The organism is Aliiruegeria haliotis, from assembly GCF_003003255.1.
GTDB classification, from domain to species: domain Bacteria; phylum Pseudomonadota; class Alphaproteobacteria; order Rhodobacterales; family Rhodobacteraceae; genus Tropicimonas; species Tropicimonas haliotis.
The window spans coordinates 39,568-54,919 of the sequence record NZ_PVTD01000002.1 but is presented as its reverse complement, the minus strand read 5'-3'; the positions used below and the strand labels follow the sequence as shown (position 1 = coordinate 54,919).

Here is a 15,352-nt window from a genome sequence, read left to right as displayed (position 1 = left end):
CCCGATGAAACGTGCGAGCGATCTCGTGCATTTATAACGTTATAATCAAATTGGCTTGTCAACACTGTTGGCGCGAACACCCTTCCTTTTTGATATTTTGCCGCTAGAGTTGACCGGACATTCCCGTGTGCTCCGGTATTTCAAACGTTTTAACATGCCGGGCGCCCTTCCTGAGGACCCGAAGTCCGGGCCGGCCCGCGACCATGAGCACTGAAGACCGACCTACCCTGAAGACCGTCGCCGAGCTTTCCGGCCTCGCCGTGGCAACGGTGTCCCGCGCCCTGTCCAATGACCCCAAGATCGCGGAGGCGACCCGCAAGCGGGTGTCGGAAGTGGCGCGATCGGTGGGCTATGAGCCCGACCGGGCGGCGCGGCGGCTGCGCACCGGAAAGACGATGGTCATCAACCTGATGCTGGACCCTCACTTCGAGATCCTGGGATTCGGCAACGCCTTGCTGGTGGGGTTGACCACGACCCTAGAAGGCAGCGGCTACAATCTCGTTGTCACGCCGCATTTCACGGACAGGGAATCGCTCGTGCCAATCCGGCAGATCGTGACCAATCGCCAGGCCGACGGGGTGATCTTCACCCGGACGGCGCCCTTCGACGACCGGGCGAGGTTCTTGCTGGAACGTGGGTTTCCCTTCGTTTCCCACGGGCGCACAGAGTTCACCGAGCCGCATCCTTGGGTGGATTTCGACAACGAGGATTTTGCCTACCGCGCGGCGCTGCGTCTCGTGGAGAAAGGGTGCCGCAGGGTCTGCGCCATCCTGCCGCCGGAGAAGCTGACCTTCCGCCAGCATCTGCGATACGGGCTGATGCGCGCGGTCCGCGAAACCGGGGTAGGGTACTTTATTCCCGAGAGTGTGACGCTTGACAGCAAGCCGGAACAGATCAGTGACTGGGCGTCAGGGGTGGCACGCGAAGCGGACCGGCCGGACGGTTTCATCTGTCCCGGGGAAGCCTCCTACCTCGCGGTTCGCAACGGCTTTCAGCAGGCCGGCCTGCGAATCGGGGAGGATGTACACGCGGTTTCAAAGTCGATCTCCGGGATCCTGTCCCTGATCGATCCTACTGCGGATGCCGTCCACGAGGACGTGGAAGAGGCCGGCCGATTGCTCGCGCGCCATATGCTCGCGGTGCTTGCGGCGCCGGGGGACGGCGTCCCGCAGACGTTGCAGGAGCCGGACTACCAATTCGTCTGATCCCTTACTGCGTTTGGGCGGTCCGCTGGCCCTTCCCAACCCGAAGGCTGCCGGGGGCCACAGGTTCGGCGCCACGATGTGCGACGGTCAGGATGCGGAGCCAGGACAGAGCCAGAGCTCGGTCTATGCGTCACGCCGTGAAGGGGCCTCAGGTGTCGGGTTTTGATCGGATCAGTGTGGACTGCCCCATTGCCCGTTCGACCGGAAACGGGTTCCGCCGCAGGGACACGAAGGGTAGGTGGCTGGCCGTCAGCGAGGCCGGTTTGGTGGTATTTGCGGCGCCGGAAGCCATCCGGTGCCTCGCCGGCTAGGACAGCCCGGTGTCGATGTAGCGCCGCAGTGTCGCTTCGGTGCCGGTTGCCCACAATGCGCCGAGCGCCTCGGAAAAGGCATCCTGGAACACTTTGGACTGGCCGACCGGGCCGTAGATGTCCGACATCTCCAACCACGCAGCTGGCCGATCCCGCGCGACCCGCGACCGCTCCTTCAGCCGCGCCCATGCGGGGTCATTGGCCTCGAACGTCTCGTGCCGTTCCCCTTCGCCGTAGCAGTATCGGCACCAAAGCGCGCTGGCCAGCGCAAGCCCCTGCACGCCCCGGCCCGCAGCCAGGCAATCGGCGGCGGAAGGAACAATGAACTTCGGTTGCCGGTTCGAGCCGTCGTAGCAGAGCCGGTGTATCGTGTCCTCGACCCTTGGGTTCGCGAACCGCTCCTCGATCTGCGAGAAGTAATCGGTCAACGAGGTTCCAGGGACTGGCGGAACGATGGGGATGACTTCGGTTCGTTCCACCTTCTCGAGGAAGCCGCGCACCTGCGGGTTGGCCATCGCATCATGCGCATAGTGCAACCCCATGAGCGCGCTGGCATATGCGATCATTGCGTGCCCACCGTTCAGGATGCGGATTTTCATATGCTCGTAGGGGGTGACGTCGGAGACGAACTGGACCCCCACCTCTTCGAGAGCAGGGCGGCCATCACTGAACCTGTCCTCCAGGACCCACTGGCGGAAGGGTTCGCAGAAGACCGGCTGCGTATCCTCGATCCCGAACGCGTCGCGCAGATGGGCGCGGCGGGCGTCTGTCGTGGCCGGGGTGATCCTGTCCACCATGCCATTGGGAAATGCGACGTTCGCGGCGATCCAGTTGGCCAGTGCCGGGTCCTGACCCTCGGCAATGCCAATGACGGCGGCACGGGCCACATCGCCGTTGTGGGGAACGTTGTCGCAAGACATCACGGTAAAGGGCGCCATTCCCGTATCTCGCCGCCACCGCAAACCGGCGACGATGGCCCCGAAAACCGTGGTCGGTGTCTCCGGACTTGCGATGTCGGCCGCGATCGCAGCATGGCCTGCATCAAAGAGACCGGTTGCGGGATCGATGAAATACCCGCCCTCGGTGACGGTGAGTGACACGATGCGGATCTCGGCGCCGCGGATTGCGCGCAGAATGCCCGCATGTCCGGCGGCGACCGGCGCGAAGTCAGTCATACCCCCGATGACGCGACAGCGATCGCCGGCGGCATCCTGCTCCAGTACCGTGTAGAGGCAGTCCTGGGCTTTCAGCCCTTCACGCATCGTCGCATCCGCCGGCATGACACCGGCACCGAGGATGCCCCATTCCGTGGACCCACCGCGGTTCAACAGATCATCCAGATAGACCGCCTGGTGCGCCCGGTGGAAATTCCCCAGGCCCACATGCAGGATACCTGCGGTCACCCGGCTGCGGTCGTAGCTCGGGCGCGCGATCTGCTCGGGAAGGTCTGACAGTGTTTCGGTGGAAAGTTTCATGGTGAAAGCTCATCGTTGTGCCGCCGGTGCAGGTCGCGCCGCGCGACGATGGATTTGGCCGGGACGTGGTCCGGATGGGCGCCCCGCCGCGGGAGGACGAGGGGGCGCCCGGCACGCAGGCTCAGCGAACCGCGAGGCCCTGCGCGTCGAACATGTGCAGGTGTTCCATGATCGGAGAGAGGAAGACCTCTTCCCCGCGTTCGAGACCCAGTTCACCACTGGCGCGCACGGTCAGGGTATCTTCGGCGTCCGCCACCGGGATGTGGAAGAAAGTGTCGGAACCGAGATGCTCGGAAACGCCGACCTTGCCCTTCCATGCGCCAGCCTCGCGGGAGATCTCGATGTGTTCGGGGCGGATGCCGATGGTATGTGCGCCATGGGCCGCCGCCGTCGCCCCGGTGAGAAAGTTCATCTTCGGACTGCCGATGAAGCCGGCGACGAACTTGTTGCGCGGCGCGCGGTAGAGCTCCAGCGGCGAACCCACCTGTTCGATGTTGCCGGCCCGCAGCACGACGATCTTGTCGGCCATGGTCATGGCCTCGACCTGGTCATGGGTGACGTAGATCATCGTGGTGTCGAGTGTCTGGTGCAGTTCGGAAATTTCCAGACGCATGTTGACCCTCAGCGCGGCATCCAGGTTCGACAGCGGCTCGTCGAAAAGGAACGCTGCCGGTTCCCGTACGATGGCGCGACCGATTGCCACCCGCTGACGTTGACCGCCTGAGAGCTGGCCGGGGCGCCGGTCAAGATAGTCGGTGAGATTCAGCGCCTTCGCAGCCGCCTCGATCTTGCGATCCTGCTCCGCCTGGTCGACTTTCGCCATACGCAACGGAAAGGCGATGTTCTTGCGCACCGACATGTGCGGGTAGAGCGCGTAACTCTGGAAGACCATCGCCAGCCCGCGCTTGGCAGGGGGCACCTCGGTGGCATCCTTGCCGTCGATCTCGATATGACCGGAGGTGACGTCTTCGAGACCGGCAATCAGGCGGAGAAGTGTGGATTTGCCACATCCCGAGGGGCCGACGAAGACGACGAACTCGCCATCGTTGATTTCAAGGTCCAGCGGCGGGATGACATTCACGTCGCCGAAGGACTTGGTGACTTGGTTGAGCGAAATATGTCCCATTTTTCAGTTCCTTACTTGACGGCGCCGAAGGTCAGGCCGCTGACGAGTTGCTTCTGGCTGAACCAGCCGAGGATCAGGATCGGCGCGATGGCCATGGTGGAGGCAGCGCTGAGCTTGGCGAAAAACAGGCCTTCCGGGCTCGAATAGCTGGCGATGAAAGCGGTCAGGGGAGCGGCCTTGGAGGCAGTCAGGTTGAGCGTCCAGAAGGCTTCGTTCCAGGCCAGGATCACGTTCAGCAATAGTGTGGAAGCGATGCCGGGGATGGCCATCGGGGTCAGCACGTAGAGCACCTCTTCGCGCAGGCTTGCCCCATCCATCCTTGCCGCTTCGAGGATCTCGCCGGGGATCTCCTTGAAGTAGGTGTAGAGCATCCAGACGATGATCGGCAGGTTGATCAGCATCAGCACGATGGTCAGGCCAAAGCGGGTGTCCAGCAGCCCCATCTTGATGAACAGAAGGTAGATCGGGTAGAGGACGCCGACCGCCGGAAGCATCTTGGTGGAGAGCATCCACAGAAGGATGTCCTTGGTCCGCTTCGAGGGCACGAAGGCCATGGACCAGGCGGCCGGCACAGCGATTATAATGCCGAGGATCGTCGAGCCACCGGCGATGATGATCGAGTTCGTCAGGAAGCGCATGTAGTTGGAGCGCTCCATGACCACGCCGTAGTTCTCCAGCGTCCAGTCGAAGCCAAGGAAGATCGGCGGGTCGGCGATTGCCTGTGCCTCGGTCTTGAAGCTGGTCAGGATGGTCCAGAGGATCGGGAAGAAGATCAGCAGACCGATCGCCCATGCGGCGGTGGTGTTGATGATCTTGCGGTTGGTTGTAACTGCGCGGGCCATGATATCCTCCTCACGCGTCCAGGTTCTTGCCGACGATGCGCATCAGGAAGATCGCAACGATGTTGGCGAGAATGATTGCATAGACACCGCCCGCCGAGCCGAGCCCGACATTCTGGCTTTCCAGAACGCGCTGGAAAATCAGGTAGGTGAGCGTCCGGGTGCCGAAGGCGCCGCCGGTGGTGACGAAGATCTCGGCGAAGATCGCCAGCAGGAAGATCGTCTGGATCAGGATTACGATGGTGATGGCACGGCCGAGGTGGGGAAGGGTGATGAAGGCGAAGCGCTGCACCGGCTGGGCGCCGTCCATCTCGGCGGCTTCCAACTGCTCGCGGTCGAGCGACTGGATCGCAGTGAGCAGGATCAGCGTCGCGAAGGGCAACCACTGCCACGATACGATCATGACGATCGATTGCAGAGAGGCCTGGCTGAGCCACTGAACGGGTTCGGCACCAAAGAACTTCCACAGATGCGCGAACAGCCCGTTGACGGGATCCATGAACATGTTCTTCCACACCAGCGCCGAGACCGTCGGCATGACGAAGAAAGGCGCAATCACGAGGATCCGAACGATTCCCTGACCCCACATCGGCTGGTTGAGCAACACCGCCAGCATGATCCCGAGGATCACGGTGATGAAGAGGACGCCGCCCACGATCACGAGCGTCGTCTGGACGCTTGGCCAGAACGAGCTGGAGGTCACGAAACGCACGTAGTTGTCGAACCCCGTCCAGCCGAGATCGCCGCCACGCAGTGGCAGGTATTTCTTGAACGAGAAGTAGAGTGTCATTGTCAGCGGTACGAGCATCCAGACCAGGAGCAGGAATACCGCCGGTGCCATCATGATGCGCGCCGCTGCGCGGGAATGCTGGGTTGCCATGGAATCACCTCCTCTGAGGGCGAGAATCGATCAGCCCGGGACGGTTGGCAGTGGACGTTGGCAAATGGGTGTCCGGGCGCCACATGGAGACAGCCTTCCGGACGGGGAGGTGGTTCCGGGGCGCGCCTGTTGGCCGCCCCGGAACCTTGGGCCGTATCAGTAGCCTGCGGCTTCCATTGCGTCGGCGGTCAACGCCTGCGCCTTTTCAAGGGCCTCGTCGATGGATTGCTGACCGGCATAGACAGCCGAGAATTCCTGACTGACCTCGGTGGCGATGCCGGCAAACTCCGGAATAGCCGCGAACTGGATGCCGACATAGGGAACCGGGTCCACGGTCGGGCTGCCAGGATCAGCCGACAGGATCGAGTCCAGTGTCGTTTTCGCGAACGGAACCTTCTGGTATTCCGGGTTCTCGTAGAGCGATGTGCGCGCGCCCGGAGGAACGTTGGCCCAGCCCTCTTTCGCGGCCACCAGTTCGATGTAGTCCTTTGACGTGGCCCACTCGATGAACTGAAGCGCGGCGTCAGCCTTCTGGGTGCCGGCGGGGATCGCCAACGCCCAGGCCCAGAGCCAGTTGGACCGCTTGCCGAGCCCGTTGTCCGGTGCCAGCGCAAAGCCGACCTTGTCGGCGACCGTGGAATCGTCGGGGTTGGTCACGAAGGACGCCGCGACCGTTGCGTCGATCCACATACCGCACTTGCCCTGCTGGAACAGCGAGAGGTTCTCGTTGAAGCCATTGGTGGCGTAGCCCGGAGGGCCGGATTCGTTCATCATGCCGACGTAGAATTCCAGCGTGTCCTTCCACGGCTGGGTGTCGAACTGGGGCTTCCAGTCTTCGTCGAACCAGCGGGCGCCGAAGGAGTTGGACATCGCGGTGATGAAGGCGCCGCCCTCACCCCAACCGGCCTTGCCGCGCAGGCAGATGCCGTTGATCTCGTTGTCGCGATCGGTCATCGCGGCAGCGGCTTCGCGGATGAACTCCCATGTAGGGGCATCCGGCATTTCCATGCCCGCAGCTTCCATCAGGTCGGTGCGGTACATGATCATCGAGCTTTCGCCGTAGAAGGGTGCGGCGTAGAGGGTGCCGTCGTGCGACAGGCCACCCGCCATCGCGGGCAGGATGTCGGCCGCGTCATACGCCTCGCTCAGGTTGTCGAGCGGAACCAGCCAGCCATTGGCGCCCCAGATCGGAGTCTCGTACATGCCGATGGTCATGATGTCGAAAGCACCGCCCTTGGTGCTGATGTCGGTGGTCACACGTTGGCGAAGAACATTCTCTTCCAGTGTCACCCATTCGACCTCATGGCCGGTCTTGGCCGTGAAATCGTCGGTATAACCCTGCATCCGGATCATGTCGCCGTTGTTCACGGTCGCAATCGTGATCGTCTCTGCGGTGGCAGCAGTTGTCAGGGCGGTAACAGCGCAGGCGCTGAGCAAGGTGGAAACCTTGAGGGACATGCTTCTCCTCCTAAGCATTTACGAGCATATGCTCATCTAGTGAAGTAATGCTCACTCATAGGCGCGGTTCTGTCAACAGTGCTGTTGCCTGCAGGTCACGAATTTCGGGTTTCTATCTGTCCAGCAAGTCGCGAGCCGTCGGCTCATCCGTGATCAAGCCGTTGATTAATCTGCCCTTCAATGCGGCATGTAGCGGCGTGACCTTCGATGCTCCGGCGGCTGTGGAGATCACGATGTTGGCGGTCGGAACGTCGACCCGGACACCCGCTGCACGCAGATTCGGGCCAAAATCGAGATACCGACCCGATTCGTCAAAGATCCATCCGACGATTTCACCGGCCGCGCCGGCCTCCTGCATGGAGGCAATTTCCGCCTCCGAGAGGAACCCGTCCTTGAGCAATGGCGCACCTTCGTCCATCTGGCCGATCCCCACGAAAGTGACATCCGCATTCCGGGCGAGCTCCATCGTGCGCTGTATCGGCTCCAGCGCGTGGAACATGTCCCGCTCCCGAGCGGACGCGGCGATCACCGGTAGCGGCATCGGATAGTGCGGGGCGTGCACCTTGTCGGCGATCCGCATGATGACGTCATAGTGCGAGGCTGTTCCGTCCGGCGAGATGTTCCCGTTGAGCGACACGAGCTTGTGGTGGGCACAATCCATGGCTGGCAGGCTCTCCACCGCTGCCCGAAGCGTACGCCCGGTGCCAAGCGCCACGACGATCGGCTCGCTTGCCGACAGAAACCGCTCCAGTGCGACTGCGGTCACGGAGGCAATGCTCCGTGTCGGATCTACACCGGCGCCGAGGCTTGGGGCCACGCGACACAGCTCCAGCCCGAAGCGCCGCGTCAATGCGGCTTCCAGCTCAAGACAGGAGGAGAGCCCGTGTTCCAGCCGGAAGCTGATCAACCCTTCGGCGACTGCCTTCGACACCAGCCTTTGGGCCCGCTGCCGGGAAATCCCGAGTTCGCGCGCGATCTGATCCTGTGTCTTGCCGCCCACATAGTAGAGCCAGGCAGCCCGGGCGGCTTCATCGAGCGGAGTTGTGTCGGATTCGCTTGGTTTGGCCAGGTTCATGGTATGGGGCGGGTCCTTTCGAGGCTTGGTGCAGGGTGAAAGAAATCGCCGAAGGATGCAAACCGGCGGTGTGCCTGCGGCAGGTCAGGCGCATCAAGCGCGACGCCGGACATGTGGCTGCCGCCGGTGAATTGCCAAACTGTCATACCCGCGGAAAGCCCGGCACGGACGCCATTCAGGCTGTCCTCGATCACCAGGCACCGCTTTGGCGCGGCCCCCATCTTCGCGGCGGCGTGCAGGAAGAGGTCCGGCGCGGGTTTGCCACGCGATACTTCCGACGCAGTATAGACACGGTCGCCGAACAGACCTGACATCCCAACGATCTCAAGGGCCCGCTCCACCCGGGGCGGGCTGGAACTGGTCGCCACGCAACAGGGAACGGCCAATGCCGCGATGACCTCCCGGACGCCGGGCATCTCCTCCAGCTCCTCGTCGAAGGCGGCAAGCAGCCGGGCGCGGTAGTCGGCCTCGAACTCGGGCGGCAACTCCAGGCCGAACTCCTTGCGGATCTGGGAAATGACGACCGGGTAGCTGCGACCAAGGAAGTGATGCACGACATAAGCGAGGTCGACGTCCACCTGCCAATTGGCAAGTTCCGCCACCAACATGCGCGCAGAGATCAACTCGCTGTCGATCAACACGCCGTCGCAGTCAAAGATAACAAGTTCGTAATCGGTCATGGGGCCCGCCTGCTTCGGTCACGGTTGCCCTACGAGTGATGGCGGCGGGCGGGGAGGTCAAGCGTTTGGCGCGCCACTTCTGCATCCGCGGTTCCGCAGCCCGCAGCCAATGGGGCGTCAACTGCCCACGAAAAAAGGCCGCTCCTTTCGGAACGGCCCCTTGAAAGGCGTTTGGCCCGATCAGTCTTCGATCGGATCCTGCGGAGCTTCCTCGGCGGTTGCGCCGCGGAGGTCCTCGTCGTCTTCGGCTGCGGAGCCGATGTCGTCGAACAGCTCGGCAATCTCGAACTCGTTCTGCGCCTCTTCCTCGGCGGCCAGTTCCTGGATGGACTTGCCGGAGGCCTGAAGCTCAGCTTCTTCCTCGGAGCGAGCGACGTTCATGACGATCGTCACCATGACCTCGGGGTGCAGGGTCACGGTCATTTCGTGCAGGCCGAGTTCCTTGATCGGCTTGGCCGTGGTGACCTGCTTCTTGTCGACAGAGAATCCATTGGCGGTGGCGGATTCGGCGGCGTCACGCGGGGTGACGGAGCCATAGAGCGCGCCAGCGTCGGAGGCCGAGCGAATCACGATGAACTGCTGTCCATCGAGCGTCGCGGCGAGTTTTTCGGCTTCGGCCTTGGACTCGAGGTTGCGGGCTTCCAGCTGGGCCTTCTCGGCCTCGAAACGGGCCTTGTTGGCGTCCGAGGCGCGCAGGGCCTTGCCCTGGGGCAGCAGGAAGTTGCGGGCATAGCCGTCCTTGACGGAAACGACTTCGCCCATCTGGCCAAGCTTGGCCACACGTTCCAGAAGGATGACGTCCATTGATCGGTCTCCTTATTTCACGGCGTAAGGCAGCAGGGCGAGGAAGCGGGCGCGCTTGATCGCACGGGCCAGTTCACGCTGCTTCTTTGCCGAAACGGCGGTGATGCGGGACGGCACGATCTTGCCACGCTCAGAGATGTAGCGCTGCAGGAGGCGGGTGTCCTTGTAGTCGATCTTGGGCGCGTTCTCACCAGAGAACGGGCAGACCTTGCGGCGGCGGAAAAATGGTTTTGCAGCCATGGTTTATGCTCCTTTTCTCAGGTTTCGAATTAGCGGCGTTCGCGACGGCGATCTTCGCGCTCGTCACGTTTCTGCATCTGGATGGACGGACCGTCCACGTGCGCATCGACCTTGATGGTCAGCACGCGCATCACGTCGTCATGCAGGCGCATCAGGCGTTCCATCTCCTGCACGGCCGGCGCCGGAGCGTCGGTCTTGAGGAAGGCGTAGTGGCCCTTGCGGTTCTTGTTGATCTTGTAGGCCATGGTCTTGACGCCCCAGTACTCCTGCTCGACGACCTGGCCGCCGTTGTCGGAGAGGACGGTCGAGAAGTGCTCGATGAGACCCTCGGCCTGCGCGTTGGACAGGTCCTGACGCGCAATGAAGACATGCTCGTAAAGCGGCATGTGTGCTCCTGTCATTTCTAAAGCGGCCTTCATAGGGCGGGCGAAATCTTCGCAGCCCATCCACGAGAGGTGCCGCTGGTCACATGTGTTTGCGAAGATGGGGGGCTTTACGCCGGATGGGGCGGGTTTGCAAGGGGCAAGGGGGCCGCGCTGCCCGGCGTGGAGCGGCGAGCCCACCGCCTCGGCGACAGGTTCCGGAAGCGAAGGTGATCAGCGCGCGGACAGGAGGTCGTTCCCGGTCCGCTCGACCGCCTCCACGAGGAACGGAAGGTCGCTGTCGCGGGTGCGGTGGTTGGTGATATTCACCCGTATGGCGGTCTGGCCATTCAGCGTCGTGGTCGACGGCGCGGCGAGGCCGTGAAGCTGCAGCCGGGTGACGATCTCTCTGTTCAGATCGTCGAGATCCGGGACCCCCTCGGGCGCGAAACGGAAGTTGCAGATATTGAGCGCGACCGGCGCCAGGCGCTCCATCCGGGGATGCGCGTCGACGAGCGCGGCCAACTGCCGGGCCTGCGCGCAATTGCGCTCGATCAGCCGGCCGATGCGGTCTGTTCCATGTTCGGCGATCTGGGCCCAGACCTTCAGGGCGCGGAAGCCGCGCGACAGCTCCGGCCCGTAGTCAACCGGCCACGGGTTGCCGCCGGCAAGTCCGCGCTCGGCCCCCTGAAGGTAGTCGGGCCGGTCCGCAAAGGCTGCGCGGTGGTCCGCTTCGTCCCGGATCAACACGAAACCGGCATCGTAGTTCACATGCATCCACTTGTGGAAATCGAAGGCCAGGCTGTCGGCGCGTTCCAGCCCCGCGAGGCGCGGGCGGAGTGTCTCGGTGAGGATCCCGAGCGCCCCGAAGGCCCCATCGACGTGGAACCAGAGGGACTCCGTGGCAGCGATCCCGGCCAGCTGGTCAAGGTCGTCCATCGCCCCGGTGTTGACGCTGCCCGCCGTGCCAATGAGGGCAAAGGGAATGCTGCCAGCCGCGCGGTCGGCCGCGATGCTCGCGCGCAGTGCATCAATGTCGATCTCGAACGCGCCGTTCGTGGGAATACGGCGCAGGGCATCGCTGCCCAGCCCCAGCATGTCGAAGGCGCGGGCGACGCAGGCATGGGTCTGGGCGGAGGTATATCCGGTCAGCGGCCGTGCCTGCGGACCTTTCGTGCGCGCCTCGGCTCCGATGGTGCGATCTCGGGCGGCCTTCAGGGCGATGATCGTCGCGATGGAGGTGCCCGAGACGATGAGGCCGCTGGCGGAGGCAGGAAAGCCGAAAAGCGCGCGGCACCAGCGGATCACCTGCCGTTCGACATGGATCGCGCCATGGTCGCGCCCGCCAAGATTGGCGTTGAGTGCGGCAGCCGCGATGTCCGCCATCAGGTTGGAGGGCGTTCCCGAGCCATGGACCCAGCCGAAGAAACGCGGATGCGTATTGCCGACGCCGTAGGGGAGCAAGTCGCGAAGCTGGGTCTGGACGGCCTCCGCGCCGAGGCCGGCACGAGGCAGGGGCGTCTGCATCGCCGCGCGCAGTTCCGGCGGCGGGGCCTGCCAGACAGGTCCTTCGGTCGCCTGTTCCATCCGGTCGATTGCGGCATCGAGCATGGCGTGGGCCTCGGCCCGGAACCGGGGCCAGTCGGCGGGATCGAGGCTGTCGGGGCGGGTGTCGTTCTCGGCCATAAGCGCTCCTTTGGTCGCTGCACCCTGCCCAAGGGTGCCGATCCTGTCCAGCCGGAGAATACGGCCCACGATGTTGCGGGAAGGGCGGCACGCCGTGCCTGCCTTGTGCGGGTGCGCCGCAGCCAGCCCGCCGGGCCCGCGCTTGTCGGGCAGCCGACTTGCGAGTAAACGGCACTGAAGCAAAGGACTGAAAACGCAACGGAAGGGACATGGCATGAGCCGGGCATTTGTATTTCCAGGGCAGGGCGCACAGGCGATCGGCATGGGCAAGGCGCTGGCGGAAGCCTGTCCCGAGTCGAAGGCAGTCTTTGACGAGGTGGACGAAGCGCTCGGCCAAAAGCTCTCCGACCTTATCTGGGACGGCGATATAGAGACGCTGACGCTGACGGAGAATGCCCAGCCCGCGCTGATGGCGACATCGGTGGCCGCGCTCAGGGCGCTACAGGCGGAGGGCGTCGGGCTGGACGCAGCGGCATTCGTGGCCGGCCATTCGCTCGGCGAATACTCGGCGCTCGCCGCGGCAGAGGCGCTGAGCGTGACCGACACCGCGCGGCTTCTGCGGACCCGCGGGCGGGCGATGCAGCAGGCCGTGCCGGTTGGTCAGGGCGCGATGGCCGCGATCCTCGGCCTCGGCTTCGATGCCGTGGGGGAGGTCGCAGCGGAGGCGGCGCAGGGTGATGTCTGCGCGGCGGCCAATGACAACGACCCCGCGCAGGTGGTGGTGTCCGGCACCAAGGCAGCCGTTGAACGGGCGGTGGAGATCGCCAAGGGCAAAGGCGCCAAGCGCGCCGTCATGCTGCCGGTTAGCGCCCCGTTCCACTGCGCATTGATGCAACCGGCAGCCGATGCAATGGCAGAGGCGTTGGCGGGGGTGGATATCCACGCGCCGAAGGTGCCGGTTGTGGCCAATGTCCGCGCGGAGGCGGTGAGCGACCCCGAGGTGATCCGCAAGCTGCTGGTCGAACAGGTGACAAGCTCCGTGCGCTGGCGCGAATCCGTAGCCTGGATGGCGGGGCAAGGAGTCACCGAGATCTGGGAGATTGGCGCCGGCAAGGCACTCGTAGGCATGATCCGGCGGATCGATCGCGCCGTTGCAACGCGGACCGTCGGCACGCCTGAAGAGGCGAAGGCCGCGGCAGAGACCCTGGCGGGCTGAGGCCCGCCAATCGAAGCTGAAAGCGGCGGGCTCAATCCGCCGCGTCATCGCGTCCCGTGTCCGGCGCAACTCCTGTGTACAACGGCGGCGCCAGCGGGCGTGCCTTCGTACCACGTTTGCCGCCAGCTTTCCTTTGCTTTTCCCTCGCGTCCGGCGCAGCCTTGTGGCCGGGCGCCACTCACCGCATGGGGAAAGGTCATCCGATGCCACGCGAAACGATCCTTGTCTTCGACGTCAACGAGACCCTTCTGGACATCACCACGCTGGAACCGCTGTTTGCGCGGCTGTTCGGCGATGGCGACGTCATGCGAGAGTGGTTCGCGCAGCTGATCCTCTATTCACAGACAATGACTCTGTCCGGCAAATACACGCCGTTCGGTGCGCTTGGGGCCGGGGTGTTGAAGATGGTGGCGGAAATCCGGGGCGTGGCCGTCGATTCCACGGACCTGGAGGAGATGAAAACGCTCATGGGGGCTATGCCGGCCCACGCGGATGTTGCCCCGGCGTTGACCATGCTGCGGGAGGCCGGGTTTCGGTTGGTGACATTGACGAACTCTGCGCCGGCGGGCTCTCCGACGCCGTTGGAGAAGGCGGGGATCGCCGACTATTTCGAGCGGCATTTCAGCGTCGACGGGGTTCGGCAGTTCAAACCCGCACCGCAGACCTATGGACAGGTGGCCGAGGCGTTGGAAGGCGCGCCGGCACATCTGTGCCTTGTAGCCTGCCACCTGTGGGACACCATCGGCGCGCAAGCTGCAGGGTGCCGTGCGGCGTTGGTCACACGCCCGGGCAACGCCCTGCTGCCCGCCGAAGGCGTGCCGGTACCGGATGAGGTCGATTCAACGCTCGATGGGCTGGCGAGGCAGATGATGGCCGCCTTTCCAGCCTGAGCGGGCACAGAACCTGCCATCGGCGACGCCGTGTCCCTTGAGGGAACGGCGTCGCGGGGTGACGTTCGCCGAGGTTACGCGTCCTCGGTTTGCTCCAGCTTGTCCTGCGTCCGCAGGTCGAAGTCGGATGCGTCGTGGCGCTCGTGCAGTTGCTCGGACGGATCGCCCCAGGTGCGATTGACCATGCGACCACGCCCGACAGCGGGACGGGCGCGGATCTCCTTCGCCCAGCGGAGCACGTTGGTATATTTTTCGGCCTGCAGGAACTCGGCGGCGTCGTAGACATCGCCCAGCACCACGTTGCCGTACCAGGGCCAGGTGGCCATATCCGCGATGGAATAGGCTTCGCCGCCGAGATAAGGAACCTCCGCAAGCCGCCGGTCGAGAACATCAAGTTGCCGCTTGGCCTCCATCGTGAAGCGGTCGATCGGGTATTCGAACTTCTCGGGAGCGTATTTGTAGAAATGCCCGAAGCCACCGCCGAGATACGGGGCGGAACCTTGAAGCCAGAACAGCCAGTTGAGCGTCTCGGTGCGGGCGGCGGGGTCTTCAGGCAGGAAATGCCCGAATTTCTCGGCCAGGTAGAGGAGGATCGCACCGGATTCGAACACACGCACGTCGGCGTCGGTGTCGAACAGTGCGGGGATCTTCGAGTTCGGGTTCACCTCGACGAAACCGGAGGAAAACTGGTCGCCGCTGATACGGATCAGGTGGGCGTCATATTCCGCGCCGGTTACGCCGCGCGCCAGCAGCTCCTCCAGCATGATGGTGACCTTCTGGCCGTTGGGTGTGGCGAGGGAATAGAGCTGAAGCGGGTGTTTTCCGCGCGGCAGAACCTTCTCGTGCGTGGCACCGGCAGTGGGGCGGTTGGTTTTGGCCCATTCGCCGCCGCTTTCCGCGTCCCAGGTCCAGATTTTGGGCGGCTCGTAGAAATCCTTCGGCATGGGGTCATCCTTTTGCTTTGCTGCTCGGCCCACGCTGTGGGGTCCGTTGCTTTGGTGCCGTTTTCAGCCGCGCGAATGGCGACCTCAAGGCGTTTTCGAACAAATATGCCGGAGCGGCCGGGATACAACCGGAGCGGTGCCGCACAGGGCCTGTGCAGCACCGCATGCGAAACGAGTGGGCCGTTTGCCGGTCGTGCGAGCCGTTCCACAGGCGGGGTGAA

Annotated in this window: 15 protein-coding genes; 3 read left to right on the top strand and 12 right to left on the bottom strand. The window is 63.9% G+C overall.

Annotated features, from left to right (window positions below):
- The first annotated feature begins 203 nt into the window (after nt 1-203).
- On the top strand, nt 204-1,205 hold the full coding sequence (locus CLV78_RS05690; RefSeq protein WP_106203833.1) for a LacI family transcriptional regulator: 1,002 nt from the start codon (nt 204-206) through the stop codon (nt 1,203-1,205).
- Between the two features lie 307 nt (nt 1,206-1,512).
- On the opposite strand, the gene CLV78_RS05680 is transcribed toward CLV78_RS05690, so the two are convergent.
- The 11 genes from CLV78_RS05680 to CLV78_RS05630 form a co-directional block, all read right to left on the bottom strand.
- The gene (locus CLV78_RS05680; protein ID WP_106203831.1) at nt 1,513-2,991 is read right to left on the bottom strand and encodes a mannitol dehydrogenase family protein; all 1,479 of its coding nucleotides are present in this window, start codon (nt 2,989-2,991) and stop codon (nt 1,513-1,515) included.
- Nucleotides 2,992-3,112: 121 nt separating this feature from the next.
- Nucleotides 3,113-4,117: an ABC transporter ATP-binding protein gene (locus CLV78_RS05675; RefSeq protein ID WP_106203830.1), complete on the bottom strand. Its 1,005-nt coding sequence runs from the start codon at nt 4,115-4,117 to the stop codon at nt 3,113-3,115.
- An 11-nt stretch (nt 4,118-4,128) separates the two neighbouring features.
- Nucleotides 4,129-4,959: a carbohydrate ABC transporter permease gene (locus tag CLV78_RS05670; protein WP_106203829.1), complete on the bottom strand. Its 831-nt coding sequence runs from the start codon at nt 4,957-4,959 to the stop codon at nt 4,129-4,131.
- A gap of 10 nt (nt 4,960-4,969) precedes the next feature.
- Nucleotides 4,970-5,836: a carbohydrate ABC transporter permease gene (locus CLV78_RS05665; protein ID WP_106203828.1), complete on the bottom strand. Its 867-nt coding sequence runs from the start codon at nt 5,834-5,836 to the stop codon at nt 4,970-4,972.
- Between the two features lie 156 nt (nt 5,837-5,992).
- Nucleotides 5,993-7,294 carry an ABC transporter substrate-binding protein gene (locus tag CLV78_RS05660; protein ID WP_106203827.1) on the bottom strand — a complete coding sequence of 434 codons (1,302 nt, stop codon included), beginning with the start codon at nt 7,292-7,294 and terminating at the stop codon, nt 5,993-5,995.
- Nucleotides 7,295-7,406: 112 nt separating this feature from the next.
- Nucleotides 7,407-8,369, bottom strand: a complete 963-nt coding sequence (locus tag CLV78_RS05655) for a sugar-binding transcriptional regulator (RefSeq protein ID WP_106203826.1) — start codon at nt 8,367-8,369, stop codon at nt 7,407-7,409.
- The gene (locus tag CLV78_RS05650) at nt 8,366-9,049 is read right to left on the bottom strand and encodes an HAD family hydrolase (RefSeq protein WP_106203825.1); all 684 of its coding nucleotides are present in this window, start codon (nt 9,047-9,049) and stop codon (nt 8,366-8,368) included. The genes CLV78_RS05655 and CLV78_RS05650 overlap by 4 nt, the downstream gene beginning before the upstream one ends.
- Nucleotides 9,050-9,229: 180 nt before the next feature.
- On the bottom strand, nt 9,230-9,853 hold the full coding sequence (gene rplI, locus CLV78_RS05645; RefSeq protein ID WP_106203824.1) for a 50S ribosomal protein L9: 624 nt from the start codon (nt 9,851-9,853) through the stop codon (nt 9,230-9,232).
- Between the two features lie 12 nt (nt 9,854-9,865).
- Nucleotides 9,866-10,093 carry a 30S ribosomal protein S18 gene (rpsR, locus tag CLV78_RS05640; RefSeq protein WP_005608650.1) on the bottom strand — a complete coding sequence of 76 codons (228 nt, stop codon included), beginning with the start codon at nt 10,091-10,093 and terminating at the stop codon, nt 9,866-9,868.
- A 29-nt stretch (nt 10,094-10,122) separates the two neighbouring features.
- Complete coding sequence (gene rpsF, locus CLV78_RS05635) at nt 10,123-10,479, bottom strand: 30S ribosomal protein S6 (RefSeq protein WP_106203823.1); 357 nt, start codon at nt 10,477-10,479, stop codon at nt 10,123-10,125.
- A 210-nt stretch (nt 10,480-10,689) separates the two neighbouring features.
- Nucleotides 10,690-12,141, bottom strand: a complete 1,452-nt coding sequence (locus tag CLV78_RS05630) for a pyridoxal phosphate-dependent decarboxylase family protein (RefSeq protein WP_106203822.1) — start codon at nt 12,139-12,141, stop codon at nt 10,690-10,692.
- A 214-nt stretch (nt 12,142-12,355) separates the two neighbouring features.
- Between CLV78_RS05630 and fabD the strand changes: the two genes are divergently transcribed.
- Both fabD and CLV78_RS05620 read left to right on the top strand, forming a co-directional pair.
- Entirely contained in the window at nt 12,356-13,297 is a 942-nt protein-coding gene (fabD, locus tag CLV78_RS05625) for an ACP S-malonyltransferase (RefSeq protein WP_106203821.1), read from the top strand.
- A gap of 203 nt (nt 13,298-13,500) precedes the next feature.
- A complete protein-coding gene (locus CLV78_RS05620; protein ID WP_106203820.1) occupies nt 13,501-14,187 on the top strand; it encodes a haloacid dehalogenase type II in 687 nt (228 codons plus the stop codon).
- 74 nt (nt 14,188-14,261) lie between these two features.
- Here CLV78_RS05620 and yghU read toward each other — a convergent pair whose 3' ends face one another.
- On the bottom strand, nt 14,262-15,131 hold the full coding sequence (gene yghU, locus CLV78_RS05615) for a glutathione-dependent disulfide-bond oxidoreductase (protein ID WP_106203819.1): 870 nt from the start codon (nt 15,129-15,131) through the stop codon (nt 14,262-14,264).
- Nucleotides 15,132-15,352 lie beyond the last annotated feature (221 nt).